Genomic DNA, 24,829 nt, shown 5'->3' with positions numbered 1-24,829 from the left:
GCAGGGGCGAGAGCACCGCGGCGCTTGCTGTCGCGTGGCATGGCGCGCTTGTTTTGCCTGCTGCATCGCACAAGCACGCTTCAACTCGCTATAATTATGCGGTTAAACCATTTGCATGCATAACGAGGAAAACCCATGAGCTTGAATAAAGTACCGTCCGGCCGCGACCTGCCAAACGATTTCAACGTGATCATCGAAATCCCGATGAACGCCGATCCGATCAAATACGAAGTGGACAAGGAATCGGGCGCGATCTTCGTCGACCGTTTCATGGGCACCGCGATGCACTACCCGTGCAACTACGGTTACGTGCCGAACACCCTGTCCGACGACGGCGACCCGGTCGACGTGCTGGTGATCACCCCGTTCCCGCTGATCCCAGGCGTGGTCGTGCGCTGCCGTCCTATCGGCGTGCTGAAGATGACCGACGAATCCGGTGAAGACGCCAAAGTCCTGGCCGTGCCGGTCGACAAGGTTCTGTCGATCTACAGCCACTGGCAGAAGCCGGAAGACCTGAACGAACTGCGCCTGCGCCAGATCCAGCACTTCTTCGAGCACTACAAAGATCTGGAAAAAGGCAAATGGGTCAAGATCGACGGCTGGTACGGCGTTGAAGATGCAAAACAGGAAATCCTGAACGGCGTCGCCTCGTACAAAAAAGAAAACCCGGAAGGCTAATCGGCGCGGCGCCCGCGCCGCCCGTTCTTCCCAGAAAGCGCACCCACGCCACGGCGGGGTGCGTTTTTTTTATGAGCGGGTATTTTTATTGCAAGAAAATGGATCTAGTCGGTGTTCAACAGCGGATAGTCACGCCGCGTATTCGCCGGCGACCTGGCGGCCGCTTCCAAACGGGCGCGCGACTGGGGCGTCACGCGCGGGATGCCTTGCAGGGAAATGGTAAAAACACGGCCGACAGTTGCCGTCGATTGCGCCGCCGGTCGGGGCGCGTTAGCGTTGACGGTTCTAGCCATGTTGTTCCCCAGAAGATATTTTTTCACTAGTATAGGGTACCAGTTTTTGCCATGCCGTGCCGGGCGCCGAGTCCAGGTCGAACGTCATCAGGCGTTGTGATCCGTTGGTTTCCCACCACGCCAGGTCGCGCTGGCGTACTTCCTGCACGGCCCTGCATCCCCGCAAATGCGCCACGCCGTCGATTTCGCCGGGCACCAACGCGGCGTCGAAGCCGAGCTTCGGCCAGAACTTGTAGCCGACATGGCGCCTGTTGAAACCCTTGCCGCCGGCCGCGATCAGCGAGATCGTCCGTAGACCGGCCAGGTGGGCCGTGATCTTAATGGGGGTGTTTTTCCGTACTGGACATGATGCCGATCATGTTCTGGCCGGCGCGACGAAACTCAGCGCAGCCACGTCGATCTGATGTGAGTGGGCGTACATTTCAGGGAGAGGATCGCGATGAGCATCATGAAAATTGACAAGGCCGAGTGGAAGACCTATTTCGACCGCATGGCCAAGACGCTGGAGGGCAAGAGCGTCGAGATCGACATCGAGGCCCTGGCCATCGGCAGCCAAGTCGAGGCGCAGTGGTTGCCTCTGCTGGGCATCAGCTACGATCTGCATGAGGGCCTGCTGGCGGTGATGGCCGAGGGTTTGAACCATTTGATCCGCCGGCCGCTGGCCGTGTATGCCGAGGTGCAGATGGGCGAGGTGGTCAGCATCGAGGTGGTCGACGACGAGGACTACCGCCACATCCTCAAGCTGAGCGATCCGCTGCTGTTGTCGGCGCCGCACTGAGCGGCGGCGCCTCGGCTGCGGCTCAGCTGCGGAAGGGGTTGCGCTCGTTGAGCTCGTCGATGTAGGCCTCGATGCCGCCGCTTTCGCGCTCGAGGAAGCGCTCGATGGCGTCGGCGAAGGCGGGGTGGGCCAGCCAGTGCGCCGACCAGGTCTTTTGCGGCAGGAAGCCGCGCGCCATCTTGTGCTCGCCCTGGGCGCCGCCCTCAAAGGTGGCGATCTTGTGCGCGATGCAAAACTCCAGCGGCTGGTAGTAGGCCGTCTCGAAGTGCAGGCAGGGCACGTGCTCCAGCGCGCCCCAGTAGCGGCCGTACAAGGTGTCGGCCGTGTGGATCAGCAGCGAGGAGGCGATGGCCTGGCCGTCGCGCTCGGCGACGATCAGCAGGATGTTCTGCGGCATGCTGGCGCCGATGCGCAGGAAGAAATCCAGATTCAAGTAGGGCGAGGAGCGGTGCTCGGCGTAGGTGTTGGCATAGCAGCGGTGGAAGAAACGCCAGTCCGCTTCGCTGGCGTCGACGCCGCGCACCTGGCGCATCGTCACGCCGGCCTCGCGCACCTTGCGCCGCTCGGCGCGGATGTTCTTGCGTTTCTTGTGTTCCAACGTGGCGAGGAACTGCTCGAAGTCGGCGTAGCCGGCGTTGAGCCAGTGGAATTGCACGCCGCTGCGCAGCATGAAGCCGGCGCGCTCCAGTTGCTTGGCCTGCGCCTCGGGCGGGTACAGCACGTGGCTCGACGACATGCCGGCCTGTTGCTGCTGCGCGCACAGCAGCTCGACCAGCGCGGCGCGCGCGGCGTCGTCGCGCGCCAGCAGGCGGCCGCCGCTGACCGGCGTGAACGGGATGGCCGACAGCAGCTTGGGATAGTATTCCAGGCCGTGGCGCTCGTAGGCCTCGGCCCAGGCCCAGTCGAACACGTACTCGCCGTAGGAGTGCGATTTGACATACAGCGGCATCGCGGCCGCCAGCGTGTCGTCCTGCCACAGGACGAGGAATTGCGGCTGCCAGCCGGTGTCGGCGCAGGCCGAGCCGGATTCGTGCAGCGCATGCAGAAAGGCGTAGGACAAGAAGGGGTTGGCCTCGTCCTTGGCGCCTTGCTGCGCCGCCAGCAGACCATTCCAGGCGATTTCCCCCACCTCGGTCAAAGAAGAAACAATACCCGTGCGATAATTCATTTTCCAAGCTTTCGCATTCAACAGCCTTGCATTCTACGCAGAAAAACCAGCCCACGTTCGGCGCCGCCCGCGCGCGCCGCCCGGCAGTGAAAGAATCGACATGACCCAGAATTTCTTCAACCTGTATTCCCACGATTTCGCCCGCGTCGCCGTCGGCGTGCCGACCTGCCGCATCGCCGATCCGGCCTACAACGCGGCGCAGACCATCGCGCTCGCCAAGCAGGCGCAGGAGCAGGGCGCGGCGCTGGTCGCCTTCCCCGAGCTGGGCCTGGCCGCCTACACCTGCGATGACCTGTTCCACCAACGCGCACTGCTGGACGCCTGCGAGCAGGCGCTGGCCACGGTGGTGGCGGCCTCGGCCGAGCTGGCGCCGGCGCTGGTGGTCGGCCTGCCGCTGCGGGTCGGCCACCAGCTGTACAACTGCGCGGTGGTGGTGGCCGGCGGCGCCATCCAGGGTGTGGTGCCGAAGAGCTATCTGCCGAACTACGGCGAGTTCTACGAGGCGCGCCAATTCAGCACCGGCGACTACGCCGTCGCCACGGAGGTGGAGTTGCTGGGCGCGACGGTGCCGTTCGGCTCGGCGCTACTGTTTGAAGTGAGCAACATGCCGCTGTTCAAGTTCCACGTCGAGATCTGCGAGGACGTCTGGGTGCCGGTGCCGCCGTCGTCCTTCGCCGCGCTGGCCGGTGCCACCGTGCTGGTCAACCTGTCGGCCTCGAACGTGTTGGTCGGCAAGGCCGGCTACCGCCACCAGCTGGTCGGCCAGCAGTCGGCGCGCTGCCTGGCGGCCTATTTGTACACCTCGTCGGGCGGCGGCGAGTCGACCACCGACATGGCCTGGGACGGCCAGGCCCTGATCTACGAGAACGGCGAAATGCTGGCCGAGTCGCAACGCTTCAGCGACGAGTCCAGCCTGATCTGCGCCGACGTCGACCTGGAGCGCCTGTCGCGCGAGCGCATGCACCAGACCACCTTCGGCCACTCGGTGCAGCGCCACGCCGCCGAGGTCAACAAGTTCCGCGCGGTGCGCTTCGCGCTGGCGCTGGACTTGGCGCAGGCGCTGCCGCTGAAGCGCTGCGTCGAACGCTTCCCCTACGTGCCGGCGGACAGCCGCCGCCGCGACGAGCGCTGCAACGAGGTCTACCACATCCAGGTGCAGGCGCTGGCCCAGCGCCTGACGTCGAGCAACATCAAGAAGGTGGTGATCGGCATTTCCGGCGGCCTCGACTCGACCCACGCGCTGCTGGTCTGCGCCCGCGTGATGGACAAGCTCAAGCTGCCGCGCACCAACATCCTGGCCTACACCATGCCCGGTTTTGCCACCAGCGAGCGCACCCTCAAGCAGGCCAAGCAGTTGATGGCGCTGGTCGGCTGCACGGCCGCCGAAATCGACATCCGCCCCAGCTGCATCCAGATGCTGAAGGACTTGGGCCATCCGTATGCCGAGGGCCACGAGCAGTTCGACATCACCTTCGAGAACGTGCAGGCGGGCGAGCGCACCAACCATCTGTTCCGCCTGGCCAACCACCACCACGGCATCGTCATCGGCACCGGCGACCTGAGCGAGCTGGCGCTGGGCTGGTGCACCTACGGCGTGGGCGACCACATGTCGCACTACAACGTCAACGCCAGCGTGCCGAAGACGCTGATCTCGCACCTGGTGCGCTGGGTCGCCGAGTCCGGCGTGATCGGCCGCAACGACGCCCAGGTGCTGCTCGACATCCTCGGCACCGAGATCAGCCCCGAGCTGGTGCCGGGCACGGCCGGCGGCCAGCCGGAGCAGAAGACCGAAAGCACCATCGGCCCCTACGAGCTGCAGGACTTCAACCTGTACTACGTGCTGCGCTTCGGCTTCGCGCCGAGCAAGGTGGCCTTCCTCGCCCTGTCGGCCTGGCAGGACCGCGAGCGCGGCCGCTGGCCGGACGGCGACCACGTCGCGCGCAACCAGTACGGCCTGGGCGAGATCAAGAAAAACCTGGGGATCTTCCTCGACCGCTTCTTCCGCACCAGCCAGTTCAAGCGCACCTGCGTGCCCAATTCGCCCAAGGTGGGCACCGGCGGTTCGCTGTCGCCGCGCGGCGACTGGCGCGCGCCGAGCGACGCGCAGAGCGTGGTCTGGATGCAGCAGTTGCAGACCATTCCAGCAGAGTAGGGCCGGTTTGCGCGGGGTCGATTACAATAGCCGATTCGACGCCGATTCGCTGTTGCGCTGCGGCGTCGCCCGATCGCCGCGCAAGTCGGCGCCGGCTACCCGCCGGCCGACGCGGTCAAGGCTATCCGCCTGATCCAAATCCGCGTTCGCGAGGGCGCCCGGTGTCGCCAGCGGGGCTGGCCACAGGGCGCAGGGCCGCATGCAGCAGGCCGATCGCCGGCCGCGCTGTGGGCAGTGAGCTGCGGCAGTGAACTGATTTACCGATTTATATCAAGGAGATGTCATGAAACAGATTACCGCTGTGATCAAGCCGTTCAAGCTCGATGAAGTGCGCGAGGCGCTGGCCGAAGTCAACGTGACCGGCCTGACCGTCACCGAAGTCAAGGGTTTCGGCCGCCAGAAGGGCCATACTGAGCTGTATCGCGGCGCCGAGTACGTGGTCGACTTCCTGCCGAAAGTCAAAGTCGAAGTGGTGGTCGACGACAGCGTGGCCGAGCAGGTGGTCGACGCGATCATCAAGGCGGCCCGCACCGGCAAGATCGGCGACGGCAAGATCTTCGTGCAAAACGTCGAGCAGGTGATCCGCATCCGCACCGGCGAGACCGGCGCCGAGGCCGTTTAAGCAGGGTGCCGGCGGCGCCGGCATTCTGCGCATAGGCAAGTTGTATAGACTTATTGCATATGCTTATTTGTAATTGTTGGTTTGGTTTTTCCTGTTGAGTTCGTATGATGGGCGGCATCTTCTTCCATCACGACGAGGCCGCCCCAGGGCCGTGAACACCACGGCGCTGCGACAACCTCCACCAGGAAAGCTCCCGCCATGCCCAGCCCAGACTCCCTTCCTCGCCCGCATTTCCCCGTTTCCGTTCCGCATCGCCGCCTGAATTGAGGCCGCCGATGAAGAAAACCGACCAGTCCCGCCGCAACATCCTCAAGTCTTTGCCGGCGCTCGCGCTGGCCGAATCGTTGGCCGGCTATTCCTCGCTGGCGGGCGCCGCCGCCGACGGCCGCGAACAACCGAACATCCTCTTCATCCTTGCCGACGACCTCGGCCACGCCGACCTGGGCGTCTACGGCCAGACCGACTTCGCCACGCCCAACCTGGACAAGCTGGCCGGGCAGGGCATCCGCTTCACCCAGGCCTACGCCAACTCGGCGGTGTGCTCGGCGACCCGCTTCGCCCTGATCACCGGGCGCTACCAGTACCGCCTGCGCGGCGGGCTGGAGGAGCCGATCGCCGGCGCCTCCGACACGCTGGGCCTGCCGCCGCGCCATCCAACGCTGCCGTCGCTGTTGCAGAAGGTGGGCTACCAGACGGCCTTGATCGGCAAGTGGCACCTGGGCTACCTGCCCACCTTCGGCCCGCTGAAGAGCGGCTACGACAGCTTCTTCGGCAACTACGGCGGCGCCATCGACTACTTCACCCACAAGCCCGGCGTAGGCGCCGACGTCAAGGAGGACTTGTACGAGGGCGAGGTGGCGGTGGAGGAGGTCGGCTACTACACCGATTTGCTGGGCCAGCGCGCGGTCGACTTCGTGCGGCGCCAGCAGGCCGGCAAGCCCTTCTTCCTGTCGCTGCACTACACGGCGCCGCACTGGCCGTGGGAGGGGCCGGGCGACGAGGCGGTGTCGCGCGGCATCGCCAGCCTGGGCCACTACGACGGCGGCAACCTGGAAACCTACGGCAGGATGGTCGGCGCGCTCGACAGCTCGATCGGCAAGGTGCTCAAGGAATTGGAGCAGCGCGGGCTGGCCGACAACACCATCGTCGTCTTCACCAGCGACAACGGCGGCGAGCGCTTCTCGAAGACCTGGCCGCTGAGCGGGCAGAAGACCGAATTGTTGGAGGGCGGCATCCGCGTGCCGGCCATCGTGCGCTGGCCGCGCCGCATCGCCGCCGGGCAGGTGACGCCGCAGGTGGCGATCAGCATGGACTGGCTGCCGACCCTGCTGGCGGCGGCCGGCGGCGCGCCCGACCCGGCGTATCCGACCGACGGGCAGAACCTGCTGCCCTGCCTGCTCGACGACAGCGTGCGCGTCGAACGCACCCTGTTGTGGCGCTACAAGGCCAACGCCCAACGCGCCATCCGCGCGGGCAACTGGAAGTATTTGAAGATGGGACGCAACGAGTATTTGTTCGACGTGGTGGCCGACCAGCGCGAGCGGGCCAACCTGGCGCGCAAGCATCCCGAGGTGTTGGCGCGGCTGAAGGCGCAGTGGGAGAACTGGAACCGCGAGATGCTGCCGATCACCGCCGAGGTGCGTACCCACGCCGTCAGCGGCGCGGTGCAGGCCGACCGCTACGGCGTGCCGGCCGGCGGCGTGGCCGACGTGCATCCCCTCGTGCCAAGCGTCGAGCGAATCGAATAGTACGCAGCCAAAGGGATCGAAATATTGTAGCGGGAATGATCGGAGGGGAGCATGATCTACGCAAGGGCCGCAAACTGGCTGCGGACGGTTTAGGAGTGAATTGGCATGACAACTAGGATCACTGTAGCCGCTGACCACGCCATGATCGGCGATATGTTTTACAACGGACTTGGCACTGGAAAACACCCGACCTACGCTTGGGAAGCTATCACCCAGGTCAATTCGGTGGATGGACTGATTCAACTGATTACAGGCCATCTCGAAAGCCACGGAGAATTCTGGTTCGAGCCGGACGAATCAGTGGTCGTGGTTCGCCGCCCACCGATAGAGTCCAAACCAGCTACCGCAGAGCCCCATAAGCAGCGAACTCACGGGCATTAGGGGCGGCTTCATCCTTGGAGGCGGCTGCATGATGGCACATTGGCACCACCCAATGTACGGGCTACGAGCGGTGTCGGCCAGGAGCCCGCGTTCGGTGTGCTCCAAACGGCTAAACGTATGGATTGGCGAACATACGCCCGAGGCCTGGGGCGGGGTATTCTTTCGCGATAGCTGGTTCGTAGGCTGGTGCCATCGGGCAGGAAGACATTCTTCCTTTGAAAGCCGCGCATAGCCGTGCCGTTCTTGCGTAGCGCGAGTCGCTCCGTTTCAACCGCCAGTCAGCGTTGCACGAGTTCCGTCACAAAGCCTTCAGGCTTCACACCGGGACGTGTATCCATCAAATGGAATTCCAGTTCCAGGAAGTCGCATGTGGGCAAGTCGACAGCTTGCTTCGGTTGGTATTCCATGATTCAATCCTTCCGATATGGATCTAAAAATTTGACTGAGCAATGGAAATTTAGTTCGTTTTAGATTTTCGCATCGGGGAACGGGACCATATTAGACTTGCCCTGTGAATTTATAGACCGTTATCGACAAGCGCCCACGAATTTCAGACTGAATTCGCCCCGGATAGCTTCAAATAGACTGGAATAGACCAATTTCTGATTTGAAGCACCCAGCCCAAGGTGAGGCCGTAGCCGTTCGCGAATTTTCTGCTAAGGGGCGGCTTCCGCTGGAAGTGAGAATGCGTAAGTTTTGCAGAAAAGCAAGCTGCTATACCGATACTGAACGCCGTTGGCTGGCTTCGGCCAGAAGCCGACGGTGAAGAAGTTGATCGGTGTCCAACAAGAAGAAACACTTTATTCCTGCAGACGCTTGGCGCTACCATTAAGTCTGCACATTATGCCTACCCAGTTCCGAGGACTCGATGACCGATTTTTCAACTAATTACACCGATAGTTCCAAACCACCGCTTTCACAAGGCCCCGCCAAGAAGAAACTCTTAATTGCATTGCCCTTGTCATCTATTGGAGCTGTGATGTGGTGGGTCAACGTTCCTGGCGGAATGACGCTCTGCATTTTGCTTGGCGCCTATGCGTTGACTGGTGCTGTCGAGATTTTTGGAGGGGTGCCACTTATCGAAGCTGCGAAAAATTGGGAAGCTCTTCCTGGATGGAAGAAGGGGCTAGTCTCAATTCTAGTAATTTCAGCAGCAATTATTGGCCTGTTCTTGACCATTTTCATCTATGCAAAAATGACAGGGTCTGCATAACTGTGCACTCCCGCCGACAAGCTCGGTTTGGCTGGATCTAGTCCTTGAACCTTACGAACCCTTTCACTCCAAGTTCCAAATGATTAAACGTCTAATTTCGATCACGATCGTCCTACTGACCTCTACAAATTACGCTTTAGCCGATGCGGCGCGAGGTATGCAACTCTTCAGGGAGGGGCGATACACTGAAGCCGTTGCCGAATGGCGCCGTACAGGAGATGCTGATAGTCAACTTGGCATTGCTACCGCTCAGTTTTTGGGACGGGGAGTACCTAAAGACGAGCAAGCGGCCGTACGCGCAGCGATACCGTTTGCCGAAACCGGACATGCTGGTGCCCAAAACTTTGTTGGAGCCGCCCTTGAAAGTGGTGTCGGAATAACCCAGAACTACTTGCAAGCCGCTGCATGGTACGAAAAAGCTGCGGCGCAGGGAAACCCTGTTGCCGAGCAAAGTCTAGGCCTTCTATTCGCACAAGGGCTTGGGGTGAAACAGGACTTTGCTAGGGCAAGAATTCTGTGGGAACGGGCGGCATCGAAGGGTATCGCGATTGCTCGCGAAAATCTCAATAAGCTCGACCAGATCGAAGGCCGGACGAGTAAGAAATAACCGGCGCCCTCATGTGAAATACGATTTTTCTACAAAATCATCGGAAAAACTTTGCGCTGCGCGTTTCGGCAACCAGTTATCTTGAACGTTGAACTTCCGCTTGGGGCGAAAGCGGAAGTTCGAAAAACATATTCTCAACGTGCTGTGATAGCTCCGCCGCTCGTGCTGATATCGCGTGCCTGATTGCGCTCTATAATTTTGCAGTGCTTGCGTTTTACGAGAACGGGTGGCGGCTTAGATGCGAATACTCACTGAACCGTCGGGCTCAGGAGCGGCCGATGCGCATGTCGAACTTCCAGGTGAGCAGGCGCAGCAGGGTGATGAAGGTGGCGCTGGCCCACAGCGCGAAGTCGTCCGGCACGTCGGTCTTCATCAGCAGGATGTAGAGCCAGCAGCCGAAGAAGGCGCAGATGGCGTAGGGCTTGCCGTCGCGGAAGACCATCGGCACCTCGTTGCAGACGATGTCGCGCAGCACGCCGCCGAAGATGCCGGTGATTACCCCCATCATCGAGGCGATGAACACCGGCATGTGCGCCGCCTGCGCCTGCGACACGCCGGCCACGGCGAACAGGCCCAGGCCGATGGCGTCGGCGACGACGATCAGGCGTTCGGAGACGATTTGGCGCAGGGTGCGGATCAAGGGCGAGGCGATCAGGGCCAGCACGAAGATCAAGATCGCGTATTCCTGGTGCTGGACCCAGAACAGCGGGCGCTTGTCGAGCAGGATGTCGCGCAGGGTGCCGCCGCCGAAGGCGGTGATGAAGGCCACGGTGAACACGCCGACCAGGTCCATGCGCTTGCGGCGCGCTTCGATGAAGCCGGAGAACGCGCCCACCAGGATCGCCACGATTTCAATGATGGTGATCAGGGAGACGTGCGGCATGTGCTTCATGTTTGGGACTTGGCAAGGTTGTTAATGCCATAGGTTAACATGAGGCAGCTGCCAGCGGGGGTGGTTTTGTTGCTGGGTTGGAAGTGCCGCCTCGCTCGGGCGGGGCAAGGCGAAATTTGAGGGTCAGACCCTAGGGTCTGACCCTGGCATCCGCCGCAGGCTAGCGTTGCGGCAGCAGCGCGGCGCGCAGCAGCACCACCAGCGCGCCTTCGCCGCCGTCGGACGGACGGGCGACGCAGAAGGCCACCACTTCCTCTTTTTTGCACCAGCCAGCTGTGCACCATCGACTTGAGCACCGGCTCCTGGCTCTTCGAGCCGAAGCCCTTGCCGTGGATTACGCGCACGCAGCGGTAGTTGCGCAGCGCGGCGCGGCGCAGGAACTCGCCGAGGCCGTCGCGCGCCTCGTCGCGGCGCAGGCCGTGCAGGTCCAGGTCGTCCTGGATCGGCCAGTGGCCCTTGCGCATCTTGCGCACCACATCGGGGCCGACGCCGGGCGCGGCGTAGTTCAGCGCCGGGTCTTCCTCCATGTAGTGGTCGACCTCGAACAGGTCGGACAGCGACTCGCGCAGCACCGCCTGGTCGTCCTCCTCCTGGGTGCGCGGCCGGGTCGGCGCGGCCGGCGCGGCGCCGGCCTTGGGCAGGCTCGGCACGAAGCGGTTCTGCTCGGGCATGCGCTTGACGCCGCCCACGCTGGACTGGAACAGGTTGGCCTCGACCGCCTGCACCTTGTCGCGCTTTTCGCGCTCGGCCTTGGCCACGGCGCGCACGTCGGCCTGTTCCTTGAGCTGCTTGGCCAAGGACTTCAGGTCGGCGAAGTCTTTCAATCCCATCGCGCGGTCCGCTTATTCCTGCGCTTCGAGGAAGCGCTGGGCGTCCAGCGCGGCCATGCAGCCGGTGCCGGCGCTGGTGATGGCCTGGCGGTAGATGTGGTCCTGCACGTCGCCGGCGGCGAACACGCCCGGCACGTTGGTGGCGGTGGCCATGCCTTCGGTGCCGGTGCGGGTCTTGATGTAGCCGTTGTGCATGTCCAGCTGGCCCTCGAAGATGCCGGTGTTGGGCTTGTGGCCGATGGCCACGAACAGGCCGTGCACGGTCAGCTCGGTGACGGCGCCGTCGGTGGTCGACTTGATCTTGACGCCGGTGACGCCGCTGTCGTTGCCGACCACTTCGTCCAGCGTGTGGTTGTACTTCAGCACGATCTTGCCTTCGGCGACCTTGGCGTTGAGGCGGTCGATCAGGATGGCCTCGGCGCGGAACTTGTCGCGGCGGTGGATCAGGGTGACCTTGTTGGCGATGTTCGACAGGTACAGCGCCTCTTCGACGGCGGTGTTGCCGCCGCCGACCACGGCCACTTCCTGGTTGCGGTAGAAGAAGCCGTCGCAGGTGGCGCAGGCCGACACGCCCTTGCCCATGAAGGTTTGCTCGGACGGCAGGCCGAGGTACTGGGCCGAGGCGCCGGTCGAGATGATCAGCGTGTCGCAGGTGTATTCATGGCTGTCGCCGATCAGGCGGATCGGTTTTTCGCTCAGCTTGGCGGTGTGGATGTGGTCGAACACGATGTCGGTGTTGAAACGCTCGGCGTGTTGCAGGAAACGCTGCATCAGCTCGGGCACTTGCACGCCCATCGGATCGGCCGGCCAGTTTTCCACGTCGGTGGTGGTCATCAGTTGGCCGCCTTGTTCGACGCCGGTCACCAGCATCGGTTTGAGGTTGGCGCGCGCGGCGTAGACGGCGGCGCTGTAGCCGGCGGGGCCGGAGCCAAGGATCAGAACGCGGGCGTGTTTGGTAGTCGTCATGGAGGGCTTCTTCAGAAAAAGTGGAGTGGTCCAGAGTTGGGGGCTTGGGCGCAGAGTGCAAGGCGGCGTGCCGCGCATTGCAATCGTGCAAGCAATGCAGGATTATAGTCCAAGCCGGCTAGGCGGTTGAATCAAGAGGGCTGTTTTGCCCGCTATGCCTTAGAATAACCGTATGTGGGTATTTCTTACCCGACAACATTGCGGTTGAAGCGGAGTTGAAGCTCAGCCGAGCCGCAGTGGCGCACCTATTTTTACCCATTTGTACATGATCCAAGCAGCACAATTCCAGAGCGTATGACGAAACCCAGCCCCGCAGCAGCCAACAGCTATACCCGCAACGTGACAGAGCGACAACCCTTGCCCAACCGGCTGGTGCGCCTTCTGTCGGAAGCGCGCTGGTTCGCGCTGGCCGCGCTCGGCCTGTACTTCGTGCTGATTTTGCTCAGCTATTCGAAGGGCGATCCGGGCTGGTCGCACGCCAATGTGGTGCCCAAGGTACACAATCTGGGCGGCCGCGCCGGCGCCTGGCTGTCCGATTTGTTGCTGTTCATCTTCGGCTTTTCCGCCTGGTGGTGGTGCTTGTGCCTGCTGCGCATCGTCTGGAACGGCTACCGCCGGCTGACCCGCAAGTTCCTCCTGGCGCAGGAAGAGGAAGAAGAGCACCAACACGAGAACCTGATCCGCATCGTCGGCTTCGTGCTGCTGTTCATCGGCAGCGTTGGGCTGGAGTTCCTGCGCATGTATTCGCTCAAGGTGCAGCTGCCGCGCGCGCCGGGCGGCGTGCTGGGCCAGCTGGTCGGCCACTCGGCCGATGTCGCCTTCGGCTTCACCGGCGCCACCTTGCTGCTGTTGCTGCTGTTCGGTCTGGGCTTCAGCCTGTTCTTCCAGGTCTCCTGGCTGGCCGTGGCCGAGCGCATTGGTGGTGGCATCGAGACGGCGATCGACTGGTTCATCCAGCGCTACCAGTACCGCGAGGACCGCCGCCAGGGCGAGGTGGCCGCCGTCAAGCGCGAGGAAGTCGTCGTCATCGAGCGCGCCAAGCACGTCGAGAAGCACGTGGTGGCGGCGCCGGTCAAGATCGAGCCGCAGATCGTCGCGGTGGTCAAGTCCGAGCGGGTCGAGAAGGAGAAGCAGGCCAGCCTGTTCCAGGACTTGAGCGGCGACAGCCAGCTGCCGCCATTGTCGTTGTTGGACGAGCCGGCCGCCGTGCAGGAGACCGTGTCGATCGAGACGCTGGAATTCACCAGCCGCCTGATCGAGAAGAAACTGTCCGACTTCGGCGTCGAGGCCAAGGTGGTGGCGGCCTATCCCGGCCCGGTGGTGACGCGCTACGAGATCGAGCCGGCCACCGGCGTCAAGGGCAGCCAGATCGTCGGCCTGGCGCGCGATTTGGCGCGCTCGCTGTCGCTCACCTCGATCCGCGTGGTCGAAACCATTCCCGGCAAGAACTGCATGGCGCTCGAGCTGCCCAATCCGAAGCGGCAGATCGTGCGCCTGAGCGAGATCGTCGGCTCCAAGGTCTACAACGACAACGCTTCGCCGCTGACGGTGGCGCTGGGCAAGGACATCGCCGGCAAGGCCGTCGTCGCCGACTTGGCCAAGATGCCCCACCTGCTGGTGGCCGGCACCACCGGCTCGGGCAAGTCGGTCGGCATCAACGCGACCATTTTGTCGCTGCTGTACAAGTCCGACCCGGCCGACGTGCGGCTGATCCTGATCGATCCGAAGATGCTGGAGATGTCGGTCTACGAGGGCATTCCCCACCTGCTGGCGCCGGTCGTCACCGACATGCGCCAGGCCGGCCACGCGTTGAACTGGGCGGTCAACGAGATGGAGCGGCGCTACAAGCTGATGTCCAAGCTGGGCGTGCGTAACCTGGCCGGCTACAACGCCAAGATCGCCGAGGCGGCCAAGCGCGAGGAGCACATCCCGAATCCGTTCAGCCTGACGCCGGACTCGCCCGAGCCGCTCGACAAGCTGCCGACCATCGTCATCATCATCGACGAGCTGGCCGACCTGATGATGGTGGTCGGCAAAAAGGTCGAGGAATTGATCGCCCGTATCGCGCAAAAGGCGCGCGCCGCCGGCCTGCACTTGATTCTGGCGACGCAGCGCCCATCTGTGGATGTGATCACCGGCCTGATCAAGGCCAACATCCCGACCCGTATCGCCTTCCAGGTGTCGTCGAAGATCGACTCGCGCACCATTCTCGACCAGATGGGCGCCGAGGCGCTGCTGGGCATGGGCGACATGCTGTACATGCCGCCGGGCACCGGCCTGCCGGTGCGGGTGCACGGCGCCTTCGTCTCGGACGAGGAGGTGCACCGCGTGGTCAAGCACTTGAAGACCACGGGCGAGCCGAACTATATTGACGGCATCCTCGAGGGCGGCACGCTCGAAGGCGAGGGCGGCGCGGCCGGCGGCGAGGCCGGCGAGGCGGGCGGCGAGGCCGACCCGATGTACGACCAGGCGGTGCAGGTGGTGTTGAAGAACCGCCGCGCCTCGATCTCGCTGGTGCAGCGCCATTTGCGCATCGGCTACAATCGCGCCGCCCGTCTGTTGGAACAGATGGAAAACAGCGGCGTCGTTTCGCCGATGCAGTCGAACGGCAACCGCGACATCCTGGTGCCGGCGGCCAGCGCAAGCGCAGAACAATAAGGAAAACAGTATGCAACGTTTCAAAGCGATATTCGTCCTGGCCGGCGGCCTGCTGCTGGCCGGTGCGGCCCAGGCCAGCGCGCTGGAGCAGTTCAAGTCCTTCGTCGCCAGCACCAAGTCGGCCAAGGGCGAGTTCAGCCAGCGGCAGATCAAAAACATGGACGGCGGCAGCACCGCCAAGCCGGCCAGCAACTCCAGCGGCACCTTCGTCTTCGCCCGTCCCGGCAAGTTCATCTGGACCTACGTGAAACCGTACGACCAGCTGCTGCAGGCCGACGGCGAGCAGCTCTACATCTACGACAAGGAACCTGAACCAGGTCACCGTGAAGAAGCTGGGCGACGCGCTGGGCTCGTCGCCGGCGGCGATCCTGTTTGGCAGCAACGACCTGGAGAAGAACTTCACGCTGGCCGAGGGCGGCACCAAGGAAGGCCTGGAATGGCTCAAGGCGACGCCCAAGGCCAAGGACACCAGCTTCGAGCAGATCTCCATTGGCCTGCGCAACGGCCTGCCCGAGGCGATGGAACTGAAGGACAGCTTCGGCCAGGTGTCCGTGCTGGCCTTCAAGAAGTTCGAAAAGAATCCGGCGCTCGGCGCCAACGCCTTCAAATTCGTCATGCCGAAGGGCGCCGACGTCTTCAACAATTAACCACCCGCCTGATTTGGTGAAAAACGCCGCTGCCCGGTGGCGCGGCGTTTTTCCCGTTGTGGCGACAGCAAACGAATCGACCCATCCGCATGGCTGACCTATTTTCCAACGAACCACGGCAGCCCCTGGCCGAGGCGCTGCGGCCCAAGACGCTCGACGAGGTGATCGGTCAGAGCCAGTTGCTCGGCCCGGGCCGGCCGCTCCGGCTGGCCTTCGAGTCCGGCCGGCCGCACTCGATGATCCTGTGGGGACCGCCGGGCGTGGGCAAGACCACCTTGGCGCGGCTCACCGCCAACGCCTTCGACTGCGCCTTCATCGCGCTGTCGGCGGTGTTTTCCGGCGTCAAGGACATCCGCGCCGCGATGGAGCAAGCCGAGCAGAATTTGGCGATGGGCAAGCACACCATCCTGTTCATCGACGAGATCCACCGCTTCAACAAGGCGCAGCAGGACGCGCTGCTGCCCTACGCCGAGTCGGGGCTGGTGACGCTGATCGGCGCCACCACGGAGAACCCGTCCTTCGAGGTCAACTCGGCGCTGCTGTCGCGCGCCCAGGTGTACGTGCTGCAATCGCTCAACGAGGACGAGCTCAAGCAACTGGTGGCCAAGGCGCGCGAGACGGTGCTGGCCCATCTGGTCATCGACGAGGCCGCCATCGACACGCTGGTCGGCTACGCCGACGGCGACGCCCGGCGGCTGCTCAACCTGCTGGAGCAGGCCAGCACGGCGGCCAACGCGGCGCACACCAACGCCATCACCGCCGAGTTCATCCAGAACGCGCTGACGCTCAACGCGCGCCGCTTCGACAAGGGCGGCGACAACTTCTACGACCAGATTTCGGCCCTGCACAAGTCGGTGCGCGGTTCGAATCCGGACGCCGCGCTGTACTGGTTCTGCCGCATGATAGACGGCGGCGCCGACCCCAAGTATTTGTCGCGCCGCATCGTGCGCATGGCCTGGGAGGACATCGGCCTGGCCGACCCGCGCGCGATCCAGCTGGCCAATGACGCCGCCGAGACCTTCGAGCGGCTCGGCTCGCCCGAAGGAGAGCTGGCGCTGGGCCAGGCGGTGATCTACCTGGCCGTGGCGGCGAAGAGCAACGCCGGCTACAACGCCTTCAACCAGGCGATGGCGTTCGTGAAGAAGGACAAATCGCGCGAGGTGCCGGTGCATCTGCGCAACGCGCCGACCAAGCTGATGAAGGAGCTGGGCTACGGCCACGAGTACCGCTACGCCCACGACGAACCGCACGCCTACGCCGCCGGCGAGACCTACTTCCCCGACGACATGCGCGAGCCGGGCTGGTACCGGCCGGTCCCGCGCGGCTTGGAGAGCAAGATCGTCGACAAACTGGCCTTCCTGCGCAAGCTGGATGAGGATGCTGGGAAGTAGGGTGTGTGCGGAATGATTTTCTCAGCGGTTATGACTGCAATCGCAGGTGCTACAATTTAAGCACTTAGGCCAACATGCAAATTTTTCTGACAAAATGGTTTGCGCGTTGGGCTGAAAAAGAAGGTCTGTCTGAGTCCGTGCTATGCCAAGCCGTCGCGGAAATGGAGCAAGGATTGATCGATGCGAATTTGGGCGGCCACGTCGTTAAGAAGCGCATCGGAGTAGGTGGGCGGGGGAAAAGCGGCGGAGCTCGCACAATTCTCGCATTCAAAGTCCACGATAAAGCATTCTTTCTGTATGGATTTGCCAAAAATCGGCGCGACAACATCGACAACAAGGAATTGCGGGCCCTAAAGGAAATGGCGGCCCACTTGCTGGGGTATGATCGGAAGGCATTGAACCTGGCAGTTCAAGCGCAGGAGCTAATCGAGGTGGCAAATGAGTAAGCACGAGAGCTTGTTGGACGTATTGCATGGCACAGCAAAAGGTTTGCATGCTGCCGGCACCATGGACGACGCAACTATGCGTGAGTTCGATGCCCTGTGTTTGACGCCATTGCAGAGTTATAGCGCGTCGGAAATCAAGAGCCTTCGACTGCGCTTTAAGGCGAGTCAGGCGGTGTTTGCGGCCTACCTCAACACCAGCATCTCGACCGTACGGAAGTGGGAGCTAGGACAAATGCGCCCGAGCGGCACATCGTTGAAGTTGCTGAATCTCGCGGATCGCAAGGGGCTGGATATCCTTGCGTAACCCCGGCGAGAGCATACAATTCGATCATGTCTACTCCCACCGTCCCTAATAATCCGAAATGTGGTCGGGGTCAGGTCCGACATTCGGACACGAACTGTGCTGTAGTAAATTCATGAACCATGCTGAGTAACCCAATGCTGAGGCCGTGTCCGAATGTCGGACCTGACCCCGGCGTTTGTGACCCCAGCGTTTGCCTGCCCCAGCCGCGCTTGTCGGTGCGATTTTTTTCGGTGGACTAAGCCGGCTTCATCGAGCTTTTCGGGCCTGCGTTCGCCGCGCGGGACGAGCCGATGGTCCAGCGGTCACCTTGCTTGAGCACGTAGTGCGACCACACGTAGCGCCACGGCACGGCGATGTAGACCAACACCACAAAGGCGCAGTCGAACACCTGCCCCTGGACCGCCGGGTCGACATGGCCGGACAGCCATTGCGGCAGCGCGACGATGCCCAGCCACATTGTTTTCCAAACAATTTCCCACAACAGCACGGGCAGCATCTGCAAGGGGTAGCGCAGCCCCAGGGCGCACATGATCGAGAAGGCGGCCAGCATACAGATGACCGTGCCTCCCATCAGCCCCCACGGCTTGCTGTGGTGGATGATGTCGGGCCACAGGACGATGCCTAGTCCGACAACGACCAGCAGGTACATGGCGCGCAGCAAATACAGGCGAAACGACGAAACTTCATACATGATGATATCTCCTTGAGGTGGGATGTCTTGCTTGGTTGTGCTGCGGTTCGGACGACTGCTTGTTTACTCGACTTCCTTGAGGATTTTTTCGAGCGCGCCCATGCGGGTTTGCAGTTCGGCCAGCGTGGCGCTGACCGACGCCAGCGCCGCCACCGTCTGCGCCTGGGCCGCCGCCGCTTGGGTGGCGACGGCGCGGTAGGCCTCGTCCTGGCCCAGACGCACGCGCGCCTGCAGGATGGCGGACACGTATTTCATGAAGAAGATGATCACCGCAGCGGCGGCGGGGAAGAAGAAGGCCGCAAAGAAGACGTTTTCGGACATGATGGTCTCTACTATTCAGGGTTGTTGGTCAGGGTTTTCACCGCTTCGGCAATGGCTGCCGGCGTGAGTGCAAAGTCGAATCCGCTTACTTCAAAGTAGTTGAGCGCTTTGCCGTCCGAGGACAGCTCCAGCTGGCTGGTGACCAGGCCCGCTCCTTCCAGCTTCTGCAGGTGCAGATGCAGCAAGGGACGGCTGATGCCCAGTTCCCGCGCCAGCTGGCTGACGTAGTTGCGCCCGCCGGCCTGCAGCGCCGCGATGATCCGCAGGCGGTGTGGGTTGGAGAGTGCCGCCAGGATGGCCAGCAGTTGATCTCCGTTGGGTTGTAGTGTTTTCGTATTCACGTGTAAAGAATAGCTGACACGTGATACGAAGTCAAACGATACTCTTCAACTAATTCGATGCCGGTGGGTTGTGGTGCGGGGGAGTGGCGCGGGAAGTCGGCGCCGCTGCGATTGCCGGTTCAATCCGGCGCTTGGTCCTGCCGCGCCAGTTCGCGGCACAGTTCGGCCGTCTCCTCGTCCATCGGGAAGCAGCATTCGATGTGCAACTCGTCCAGCGTGACGTCGCGCGGGGTGCCGAAGGTGGTGATGGTGGAGAAGAAGCGCAACTGCCGGCCGTCGCGTTGCAAAATGGTGGTTTGCAGCGGCTGCGGCGCGCTGTCGAGCTGGCGCACGCGCCAGCCGGCCGGCACGCCGGGGTAGGCCAGCACCTCGTCGAGCAGGGCGCGGGCCACCAGGTCGGTGGGCGCGCCGGCCACCACGCGGTGCATGTGGCGGATCAGGTTGCCGGCCACCTCCTCCCAGTTGACGATGGCCGAGCGCAAGTCCTGCGGGTCGAACATCTGCCGCAGCATGTTGCGCTGGCGGCCGGCGCGCTCGCCGAGCAGGAAGCGGTTGACCCGGGCGGCGGCGCGGTTGGTGGTCTGCACGTCCCAGTGGCGGTTGAGCAGGATGGCCGGGTAGGGCTCCTGCTGGCGCAGGATGCAGTCGATCGCTTGGCGGATCTGCGCCAGCTCGGGCTGGGCCAGCGCCGTCTCTGGGTGGCTGGGCGCGTAGCCGGCAGCCAACATCAGCGCGTTGCGCTCGCGCAGCGGCATGGCCAGGGTATCGGCCAGGCGGCCGATGGTGTCGCGGCTGGCCTGCGCCTTGCCCGTCTCGACGCAGCTGAGGTGGCGGGCCGACATGCCGGCCTCCAGCGCCAGGTCGAGCTGGCTCATGCGCCGCGCCGCGCGCCATTCGCGCAGCAGGGTGCCGATGTGGGCGGGGGAGGGCGGGCGCGTGGCGGAATGGTCCATGGCGCCGATTCTACAGGCCGCTGTGTGGCAAGGCCATGACCTGCCAGGTCATTGATTCCATGTCGTGGTCGCGGCAACAATGTGATTGATATATATTTATCTACCCATTCAATCACTTTCCCGCCCGCAGCCCAGGCCAAGCAACCTTAAGGACACCCCATGGAGCAGCAATTGCAGATCGAAGGCATCGACGTCCGGATCGAGGGCGAGGGCCAGGACACCATCGTCATGCTGCACGGTTGGCCGGACACCTGGCGCGTCTGGGACGGCCAAGTGGCGGCGTTGAAGGGGCGCTATCGCTGCGTGCGCTTCACCCTGCCGGGCTTCGACATCGCCCGGCCGCGCCGCGCCTACTCGCTGGACGAGACGCTGGCCATTATCGAGAAGATCGTCAACCAGGTCAGCCCCGGCCGCAAGGTGACGCTGATGCTGCACGACTGGGGTTGCGTGTTCGGCTACCAGTTCTATATGCGCCATCCGCAACTGGTGTCGCGCATCGTCGGCGTCGAGATCGGCGACGCGCAGTCGCGGGCCCACGTGAAGTCGCTGACCCTGGGCGCCAAGCTGATGGTGGCGTGGTATCAACTGACGCTGGCGGCGGCGTGGAAGATTGGCGGCGCCATCGGCGACGGCTTGACCAAGTTCATGCTCAAGGTGCTGCGCGCGCCGTCGCCGAAGCAGTACATCAGCTCGGCGATGAACTTCCCCTACTATCTGGTGTGGACGGGCGGCTACGGCGGCAAGGGCAATCGGACGGAGTTCGTGCCCAGCTGTCCGATGCTATATATCTACGGTACGCGCAAGCCTTTCCACTTTCACTCGAAGCAGTGGACCGAGTGGCTGGCCGCCCAGCCATCGAGCCAAGTGGCGGCGTTCAAGACCGGCCATTGGGTGATGCTGGAGCAGCCGCAGGAGTTCAATCACACTGTGCTGGCGTGGCTGGACGCCTCGGCGGCGGTTGCCGGGGCAGCGGCAGCGGCTTGACCGTGCAGGCTGTGCTGTAGCCGGGCGGCCAGCCGCGCCGCCCAGCCGATTGCCGTTGGCGCCGGCAGGCGTATCCGCACGCGGCCGGCGCCGACGGCGTCGATCAAGGTCAGGCCGTCGCCGGGAATGTCGAAGCTCTGGCCGGCGCGCAGGATGAAGTCGGCGCTCTGGCCCTGCACGGTGATCCAGGCGGTGCCGGACAGGCATTCGATGCGGTGGCCGGGCGCTTTGCTCAGCCGTAGCGGCGCGTTCTCCGACAGCCGGTACTCGGCCAGGCCCTTGCTTACTGCGATCAGTTCCGGTTTCATTGCGGCCTCCTCGGCGGTTCGAACATGGCTCCAGAATAGCCAGCCGTAACAATCGGCGACAGATGCAATAAAACGAAATTGTTATCGGCACAATCGCACTTCGGCTAAACTGTGCTGGTCGAAATTGCAGCCCGCTGTGCCTATGGCGCGCGGCCGGGTCCGGGCCACAATACGTCCATGTCCTCCACTTTGAATTTATACGAGCAGCTGGCCAACGAGCTGGCCGGCCTGATCGCCGGCCGCGTCTTCGCGCCGGGCGACCGGCTGCCGTCGATCCGCCACCTGGCGCGGCAAAAGCGCCTGTCGGTCAGCACCGTGATGCAGGCGCTGCGCCTGCTGGAGGATCGCGGCCTGGTCGAGGCGCGGCCGCAGGCCGGCTACTACGTGCGCCACCGCGCCCGCGCGCTGGCGGCGGTGGCCGACGCCGGCCCCTTGCGCGAGCCGGCCTACATCGGCATCAACAACCTGCTGATGCGGGTGCTCAAGGCCAACGAGGAGTCCGCCTTGGTACAGCTGGGCTCGGCCTGGCCACCCGACGAGCTGCTGCCGATCAAGCGGGTGCAGAAGACGGTGGCGGCGGTGGCGCGGCGCGCGCCGCTGCTGTTGTCGCGGGTCAGCTGCTACCAGACCAACGAGCCCGACTTCGTGCGCCAGATCACCCGCCGCGCGCTGGACTGGAGCCGCATCGACCCGGCCGAGATCGTCGTCACCGGCTCCTGCTCGGAGGCGATGAGCCTGTGCCTGCGCGCCGTGGCCAAGCCGGGCGACACCATCGCCATCGAGTCGGCCACCTATTTCGTGCTGCTGCAGCTGATCGAGAGCCTGGGCATGAAGGCGCTGGAGATCCCCACCGACCCGAAGACCGGGCCGTCGATAGACGCGCTGGAGCTGGCCATGCAGGCCGGCCTGGTGCAGGCCTGCATGCTGGTGCCCAACGCCAGCAACCCGCTCGGCTGCATCATGCCGGAGGAGAACAAGAAGCGCCTGGCCGGCCTGCTGGCGCGCCACGCCATCCCGCTGATCGAGGACGACATCTACGGCGACCTGTGCTTCACGGCGCAGCGGCCGTGGCCGGTCAAGGCCTACGACACGGGCGGCAACGTGCTGCTGTGCTCGTCGTTCTCCAAGGCGGTGACGCCGGCGGCGCGGGTCGGCTATGTGCTGGCCGGCCGCTACGCGCAGGAGGTGGCGGTGTTGAAGATGGTGTCGAGCGGCGCCACCAGCCACTTCTTCCAGGCCGTGCTGGCCGACTTTTTGACCGGCAGCAGCTACGACATCCAGGTGCGCAAGATGCGCCGCGCGCTGGCCCAGCGCATCGCCCGCATGGCCGACGCCGTCTGCGCCGCCTTCCCCGAGGAGTGCTCGGTGTCGGCGCCGCAGGGCGGCTTTGTGCTGTGGGTGCAGATGCCGGCGCAGGTCGACGCGCTGGCGCTGCACCAGCGCGCCATCGCCGAGGGCATCGCCTTCATGCCGGGGCAGTTGTTCTCCGCCTCGGGCAAGCACGTCAACTGCCTGCGCCTGAACTGCGCCAACCCGTGGACGGCCGAGATCGAACGTGCCATCGCCCGCCTGGGGCGGTTGGTGCACGAGCAGGTGGCGCTGTGCGCCGCACCGGCCGGCGGGTTGCTGCGGCGCGCCTGATTCGCCAAGCCCGAAGGTGCCGCCGGCGCCGTTCTTTTGCAGTTCATCCCGCGTTTTTGCCGCTTCGTCGCATCCCGATGGCGGGGCATAGGGCCTTTAGGTACAGTACAACCATGCCAAGCAGCCATTGGTTCACAACCTCAAGGAGCACCTCATGAACATCCTCAAAAACATGGAAGCAGTCTTCGTCGCCGCCGCCTTCCTGACCACCGTCGCCACCTACGCCACCGCCAGCACCCCGGTCATCGAAGTGGCCGCCGCCAGCGTGCCGCAGGCCGCCATGGTCGCCGCCGCCGACAGCAAGATGCAGGTCATCACCGTCAGCGCCAAGCGCCTGAGCGCCGCCGAGAAGGCCGCCCTGATTTAAGCCTTGCGCTCAGCCTTACCGTAGCGCCCGCGCTGGAGAGCGCCGCAACAGTCGACCCGCATGTGGTCCATTGCGCAAAACTCATTGGGAAGTGGTCATGACTTGGTACAATTGACGTTTTCGATACAACGGCTCTTGTTCCCCCATGATAGACATCCAACTTCTCCGTAAAGACATCGACAACGTCGCCGCGCGCCTGGCGACACGCAAGTTCCAGCTCGACGTGGCAGGTTTCAACGCCCTCGAGGCGGAGCGCAAGGCGATCCAGACGCGCACCGAAGAGCTGCAGGGCAAGCGCAACTCGCTGTCCAAGCAGATCGGCATGATGAAGGGCAAGGGCGAGGACACCTCGGCCGTGATGGCGGAAGTGTCGGGCCTGGGCGATGAGCTCAAGGCCAACGAGACCGCGCTGTCCGAGGTGCAGGCCAAGCTGGGCGACTTCATGCAGGCTATCCCGAACCTGCCGCACGAGTCGGTTCCGGTCGGCAGCGACGAGAGCGGCAACGTGGAAGTGCGCAAGGTCGGCGCGCCGCGCAGCTTCGACTTCGAGGTCAAGGACCACGTTGACGTCGGCGCCGCGCTGGGGCTGGACTTCGACGTCGCCACCAAATTGACCGGCTCGCGTTTCTCCGTGATGAAGGGCGGCATCGCCCGCATGCACCGCGCGCTGGCGCAGTTCATGTTGAACACCCACACCGACGAGCACGGCTACACCGAGTGCTACACCCCCTACATGGTCAACGCCGACTCGCTGCGCGGCACCGGCCAGCTGCCCAAGTTCGAAGCCGACCTGTTCTCGGTCAAGAAGGGCGGTGCCGAGGGCGAGGGCGAGACCTTCTACCTGATCCCGACGTCCGAAGTGTCGCTGACCAACATCGTGCGCGACGAGATCCTGCCGGCCGAATCGCTGCCGCTGAAGATGACGGCGCACACGCCGTGCTTCCGCTCGGAGGCGGGCAGCTACGGCCGCGACACGCGCGGCATGATCCGCCAGCACCAGTTCGACAAGGTCGAGATGGTGCAGGTGGTGCATCCCGAGCAATCGTACGCGGTGCTCGACGAGATGGTCGGCCATGCCGAAACCATTTTGCAGCGCCTCGGCCTGCCGTACCGCGTGATGGCGCTGTGCACCGGCGACATGGGTTTCGGCGCCACCAAGACCTTCGACCTGGAAGTCTGGTTGCCGGCGCAGAACACCTACCGCGAGATCTCCTCGCTGTCGAACTGCGAATCGTTCCAGTCGCGCCGCATGCAGGCGCGCTTCCGCAACGCCCAGGGCAAGCCCGAGCTGCTGCACACGCTGAACGGTTCCGGCCTGGCCGTCGGCCGCACGCTGGTGGCCGTGCTGGAGAACTACCAGCAGGCCGACGGCAGCGTCGAGATTCCCGCCGTGCTGCGTCCGTACATGGGTGGTTTGACCCATCTGACGCCGGCCTAACGGCGGGTTGG

25 protein-coding genes and 2 pseudogenes are annotated in these 24,829 nt (G+C 63.7%); 17 read left to right on the top strand and 10 right to left on the bottom strand.

From position 1 onward, the window contains the following. The first annotated feature begins 135 nt into the window (after window positions 1–135). Together ppa and QC826_RS18890 are read left to right on the top strand one after the other, a co-directional pair. The gene (gene ppa, locus QC826_RS18895; RefSeq protein ID WP_099419070.1) at window positions 136–678 is read left to right on the top strand and encodes an inorganic diphosphatase; all 543 of its coding nucleotides are present in this window, start codon (window positions 136–138) and stop codon (window positions 676–678) included. A gap of 732 nt (window positions 679–1,410) precedes the next feature. Then, window positions 1,411–1,749 (top strand): DUF5335 family protein, encoded by a 339-nt coding sequence (locus QC826_RS18890; RefSeq protein ID WP_279761954.1) that lies wholly within the window; start codon window positions 1,411–1,413, stop codon window positions 1,747–1,749. 22 nt (window positions 1,750–1,771) lie between these two features. On the opposite strand, the gene QC826_RS18885 is transcribed toward QC826_RS18890, so the two are convergent. Beyond that, complete coding sequence (locus QC826_RS18885) at window positions 1,772–2,917, bottom strand: GNAT family N-acetyltransferase (RefSeq protein WP_279761953.1); 1,146 nt, start codon at window positions 2,915–2,917, stop codon at window positions 1,772–1,774. Between the two features lie 100 nt (window positions 2,918–3,017). Between QC826_RS18885 and QC826_RS18880 the strand changes: the two genes are divergently transcribed. From QC826_RS18880 to QC826_RS18865, 4 genes are all read left to right on the top strand, one after another. After that, window positions 3,018–5,069, top strand: coding sequence for an NAD(+) synthase (locus QC826_RS18880; protein WP_279761952.1), 2,052 nt, complete (start codon window positions 3,018–3,020; stop codon window positions 5,067–5,069). 283 nt (window positions 5,070–5,352) lie between these two features. Then, window positions 5,353–5,691 carry a P-II family nitrogen regulator gene (locus QC826_RS18875; protein WP_093391336.1) on the top strand — a complete coding sequence of 113 codons (339 nt, stop codon included), beginning with the start codon at window positions 5,353–5,355 and terminating at the stop codon, window positions 5,689–5,691. A 275-nt stretch (window positions 5,692–5,966) separates the two neighbouring features. Further along, complete coding sequence (locus tag QC826_RS18870) at window positions 5,967–7,439, top strand: sulfatase (RefSeq protein ID WP_279761951.1); 1,473 nt, start codon at window positions 5,967–5,969, stop codon at window positions 7,437–7,439. Between the two features lie 105 nt (window positions 7,440–7,544). Then, window positions 7,545–7,820 carry a hypothetical protein gene (locus tag QC826_RS18865; protein ID WP_279761950.1) on the top strand — a complete coding sequence of 92 codons (276 nt, stop codon included), beginning with the start codon at window positions 7,545–7,547 and terminating at the stop codon, window positions 7,818–7,820. Between the two features lie 278 nt (window positions 7,821–8,098). Here the strand turns inward: QC826_RS18865 and QC826_RS18860 are convergent, their stop codons facing one another. Beyond that, window positions 8,099–8,227 carry a hypothetical protein gene (locus QC826_RS18860; protein ID WP_279761949.1) on the bottom strand — a complete coding sequence of 43 codons (129 nt, stop codon included), beginning with the start codon at window positions 8,225–8,227 and terminating at the stop codon, window positions 8,099–8,101. A gap of 461 nt (window positions 8,228–8,688) precedes the next feature. On the opposite strand from QC826_RS18860, the gene QC826_RS18855 reads away from it, so the two are divergent. Then, on the top strand, window positions 8,689–9,033 hold the full coding sequence (locus tag QC826_RS18855) for a hypothetical protein (protein WP_279761948.1): 345 nt from the start codon (window positions 8,689–8,691) through the stop codon (window positions 9,031–9,033). Window positions 9,034–9,112: 79 nt separating this feature from the next. Beyond that, complete coding sequence (locus tag QC826_RS18850; protein ID WP_279761947.1) at window positions 9,113–9,640, top strand: tetratricopeptide repeat protein; 528 nt, start codon at window positions 9,113–9,115, stop codon at window positions 9,638–9,640. A gap of 265 nt (window positions 9,641–9,905) precedes the next feature. Here QC826_RS18850 and QC826_RS18845 read toward each other — a convergent pair whose 3' ends face one another. The 3 genes and pseudogenes from QC826_RS18845 to trxB form a co-directional block, all read right to left on the bottom strand. After that, complete coding sequence (locus QC826_RS18845; protein ID WP_093390994.1) at window positions 9,906–10,523, bottom strand: trimeric intracellular cation channel family protein; 618 nt, start codon at window positions 10,521–10,523, stop codon at window positions 9,906–9,908. 169 nt (window positions 10,524–10,692) lie between these two features. After that, a pseudogene (locus tag QC826_RS18840) lies at window positions 10,693–11,362 on the bottom strand (Smr/MutS family protein). Window positions 11,363–11,374: 12 nt separating this feature from the next. Continuing rightward, window positions 11,375–12,328: a thioredoxin-disulfide reductase gene (gene trxB, locus QC826_RS18835; RefSeq protein ID WP_279761945.1), complete on the bottom strand. Its 954-nt coding sequence runs from the start codon at window positions 12,326–12,328 to the stop codon at window positions 11,375–11,377. A gap of 294 nt (window positions 12,329–12,622) precedes the next feature. Between trxB and QC826_RS18830 the strand changes: the two genes are divergently transcribed. From QC826_RS18830 to QC826_RS18810, 5 genes and pseudogenes are all read left to right on the top strand, one after another. Continuing rightward, a complete protein-coding gene (locus QC826_RS18830) occupies window positions 12,623–14,986 on the top strand; it encodes a DNA translocase FtsK (protein WP_093390958.1) in 2,364 nt (787 codons plus the stop codon). A 10-nt stretch (window positions 14,987–14,996) separates the two neighbouring features. Continuing rightward, window positions 14,997–15,633: pseudogene (lolA, locus tag QC826_RS18825) on the top strand (outer membrane lipoprotein chaperone LolA). Window positions 15,634–15,722: 89 nt separating this feature from the next. After that, on the top strand, window positions 15,723–17,024 hold the full coding sequence (locus QC826_RS18820; protein ID WP_279761944.1) for a replication-associated recombination protein A: 1,302 nt from the start codon (window positions 15,723–15,725) through the stop codon (window positions 17,022–17,024). A 74-nt stretch (window positions 17,025–17,098) separates the two neighbouring features. After that, window positions 17,099–17,470, top strand: a complete 372-nt coding sequence (locus QC826_RS18815) for a type II toxin-antitoxin system RelE/ParE family toxin (protein ID WP_279761943.1) — start codon at window positions 17,099–17,101, stop codon at window positions 17,468–17,470. After that, on the top strand, window positions 17,463–17,774 hold the full coding sequence (locus QC826_RS18810) for a DNA-binding transcriptional regulator (protein ID WP_279761942.1): 312 nt from the start codon (window positions 17,463–17,465) through the stop codon (window positions 17,772–17,774). The genes QC826_RS18815 and QC826_RS18810 overlap by 8 nt, the downstream gene beginning before the upstream one ends. 235 nt (window positions 17,775–18,009) lie before the next feature. Here QC826_RS18810 and QC826_RS18805 read toward each other — a convergent pair whose 3' ends face one another. From QC826_RS18805 to QC826_RS18790, 4 genes are all read right to left on the bottom strand, one after another. Further along, a complete protein-coding gene (locus tag QC826_RS18805) occupies window positions 18,010–18,465 on the bottom strand; it encodes a hypothetical protein (protein WP_279761941.1) in 456 nt (151 codons plus the stop codon). Window positions 18,466–18,528: 63 nt separating this feature from the next. After that, window positions 18,529–18,786 (bottom strand): hypothetical protein, encoded by a 258-nt coding sequence (locus tag QC826_RS18800; RefSeq protein WP_093390982.1) that lies wholly within the window; start codon window positions 18,784–18,786, stop codon window positions 18,529–18,531. Between the two features lie 11 nt (window positions 18,787–18,797). Beyond that, window positions 18,798–19,127 (bottom strand): ArsR/SmtB family transcription factor, encoded by a 330-nt coding sequence (locus QC826_RS18795; RefSeq protein ID WP_279761940.1) that lies wholly within the window; start codon window positions 19,125–19,127, stop codon window positions 18,798–18,800. A 119-nt stretch (window positions 19,128–19,246) separates the two neighbouring features. Beyond that, the gene (locus QC826_RS18790; RefSeq protein WP_279761939.1) at window positions 19,247–20,080 is read right to left on the bottom strand and encodes a helix-turn-helix domain-containing protein; all 834 of its coding nucleotides are present in this window, start codon (window positions 20,078–20,080) and stop codon (window positions 19,247–19,249) included. Window positions 20,081–20,239: 159 nt separating this feature from the next. Between QC826_RS18790 and QC826_RS18785 the strand changes: the two genes are divergently transcribed. After that, window positions 20,240–21,064, top strand: coding sequence for an alpha/beta fold hydrolase (locus QC826_RS18785; protein WP_279761938.1), 825 nt, complete (start codon window positions 20,240–20,242; stop codon window positions 21,062–21,064). Here QC826_RS18785 and QC826_RS18780 read toward each other — a convergent pair. Continuing rightward, window positions 21,001–21,372 carry a DUF2917 domain-containing protein gene (locus tag QC826_RS18780; RefSeq protein WP_279761937.1) on the bottom strand — a complete coding sequence of 124 codons (372 nt, stop codon included), beginning with the start codon at window positions 21,370–21,372 and terminating at the stop codon, window positions 21,001–21,003. The genes QC826_RS18785 and QC826_RS18780 overlap by 64 nt on opposite strands. Before the next feature lie 177 nt (window positions 21,373–21,549). Between QC826_RS18780 and QC826_RS18775 the strand changes: the two genes are divergently transcribed. From QC826_RS18775 to serS, 3 genes are all read left to right on the top strand, one after another. Further along, a complete protein-coding gene (locus tag QC826_RS18775) occupies window positions 21,550–23,013 on the top strand; it encodes a PLP-dependent aminotransferase family protein (protein WP_279761936.1) in 1,464 nt (487 codons plus the stop codon). A 154-nt stretch (window positions 23,014–23,167) separates the two neighbouring features. Further along, window positions 23,168–23,380, top strand: a complete 213-nt coding sequence (locus tag QC826_RS18770) for a hypothetical protein (RefSeq protein WP_279761935.1) — start codon at window positions 23,168–23,170, stop codon at window positions 23,378–23,380. Window positions 23,381–23,525: 145 nt separating this feature from the next. Beyond that, on the top strand, window positions 23,526–24,818 hold the full coding sequence (serS, locus tag QC826_RS18765) for a serine--tRNA ligase (RefSeq protein WP_093390992.1): 1,293 nt from the start codon (window positions 23,526–23,528) through the stop codon (window positions 24,816–24,818). The last annotated feature ends 11 nt before the right edge of the window (window positions 24,819–24,829 follow it).

This window comes from Rugamonas sp. DEMB1, from assembly GCF_029834475.1.
Lineage (GTDB): Bacteria > Pseudomonadota > Gammaproteobacteria > Burkholderiales > Burkholderiaceae_D > Rugamonas > Rugamonas rubra.
Note: the sequence above shows the minus strand (reverse complement) of the source record. Positions and strands in the feature narration are given on the sequence as shown.

Bases quoted from the DNA above. Each gene is read 5' to 3' on its own strand.
- QC826_RS18880 (WP_279761952.1), top strand. From the start codon at position 3,018: ATGACCCAGAATTTCTTCAACCTGTATTCCCACGATTTCGCCCGCGTC.
- serS (WP_093390992.1), top strand. From the start codon at position 23,526: ATGATAGACATCCAACTTCTCCGTAAAGACATCGACAACGTCGCCGCG.
- QC826_RS18770 (WP_279761935.1), top strand. From the start codon at position 23,168: ATGAACATCCTCAAAAACATGGAAGCAGTCTTCGTCGCCGCCGCCTTC.
- ppa (WP_099419070.1), top strand. From the start codon at position 136: ATGAGCTTGAATAAAGTACCGTCCGGCCGCGACCTGCCAAACGATTTC.
- QC826_RS18805 (WP_279761941.1), bottom strand. From the start codon at position 18,465: ATGTATGAAGTTTCGTCGTTTCGCCTGTATTTGCTGCGCGCCATGTAC.
- QC826_RS18890 (WP_279761954.1), top strand. From the start codon at position 1,411: ATGAGCATCATGAAAATTGACAAGGCCGAGTGGAAGACCTATTTCGAC.
- QC826_RS18820 (WP_279761944.1), top strand. From the start codon at position 15,723: ATGGCTGACCTATTTTCCAACGAACCACGGCAGCCCCTGGCCGAGGCG.
- QC826_RS18875 (WP_093391336.1), top strand. From the start codon at position 5,353: ATGAAACAGATTACCGCTGTGATCAAGCCGTTCAAGCTCGATGAAGTG.
- QC826_RS18780 (WP_279761937.1), bottom strand. From the start codon at position 21,372: ATGAAACCGGAACTGATCGCAGTAAGCAAGGGCCTGGCCGAGTACCGG.
- QC826_RS18855 (WP_279761948.1), top strand. From the start codon at position 8,689: ATGACCGATTTTTCAACTAATTACACCGATAGTTCCAAACCACCGCTT.
- QC826_RS18800 (WP_093390982.1), bottom strand. From the start codon at position 18,786: ATGTCCGAAAACGTCTTCTTTGCGGCCTTCTTCTTCCCCGCCGCCGCT.
- QC826_RS18830 (WP_093390958.1), top strand. From the start codon at position 12,623: ATGACGAAACCCAGCCCCGCAGCAGCCAACAGCTATACCCGCAACGTG.
- QC826_RS18885 (WP_279761953.1), bottom strand. From the start codon at position 2,917: ATGAATTATCGCACGGGTATTGTTTCTTCTTTGACCGAGGTGGGGGAA.
- QC826_RS18845 (WP_093390994.1), bottom strand. From the start codon at position 10,523: ATGCCGCACGTCTCCCTGATCACCATCATTGAAATCGTGGCGATCCTG.
- QC826_RS18785 (WP_279761938.1), top strand. From the start codon at position 20,240: ATGGAGCAGCAATTGCAGATCGAAGGCATCGACGTCCGGATCGAGGGC.
- QC826_RS18775 (WP_279761936.1), top strand. From the start codon at position 21,550: ATGTCCTCCACTTTGAATTTATACGAGCAGCTGGCCAACGAGCTGGCC.
- QC826_RS18850 (WP_279761947.1), top strand. From the start codon at position 9,113: ATGATTAAACGTCTAATTTCGATCACGATCGTCCTACTGACCTCTACA.
- QC826_RS18865 (WP_279761950.1), top strand. From the start codon at position 7,545: ATGACAACTAGGATCACTGTAGCCGCTGACCACGCCATGATCGGCGAT.
- trxB (WP_279761945.1), bottom strand. From the start codon at position 12,328: ATGACGACTACCAAACACGCCCGCGTTCTGATCCTTGGCTCCGGCCCC.
- QC826_RS18815 (WP_279761943.1), top strand. From the start codon at position 17,099: ATGCAAATTTTTCTGACAAAATGGTTTGCGCGTTGGGCTGAAAAAGAA.
- QC826_RS18870 (WP_279761951.1), top strand. From the start codon at position 5,967: ATGAAGAAAACCGACCAGTCCCGCCGCAACATCCTCAAGTCTTTGCCG.
- QC826_RS18860 (WP_279761949.1), bottom strand. From the start codon at position 8,227: ATGGAATACCAACCGAAGCAAGCTGTCGACTTGCCCACATGCGACTTC.
- QC826_RS18790 (WP_279761939.1), bottom strand. From the start codon at position 20,080: ATGGACCATTCCGCCACGCGCCCGCCCTCCCCCGCCCACATCGGCACC.
- QC826_RS18810 (WP_279761942.1), top strand. From the start codon at position 17,463: ATGAGTAAGCACGAGAGCTTGTTGGACGTATTGCATGGCACAGCAAAA.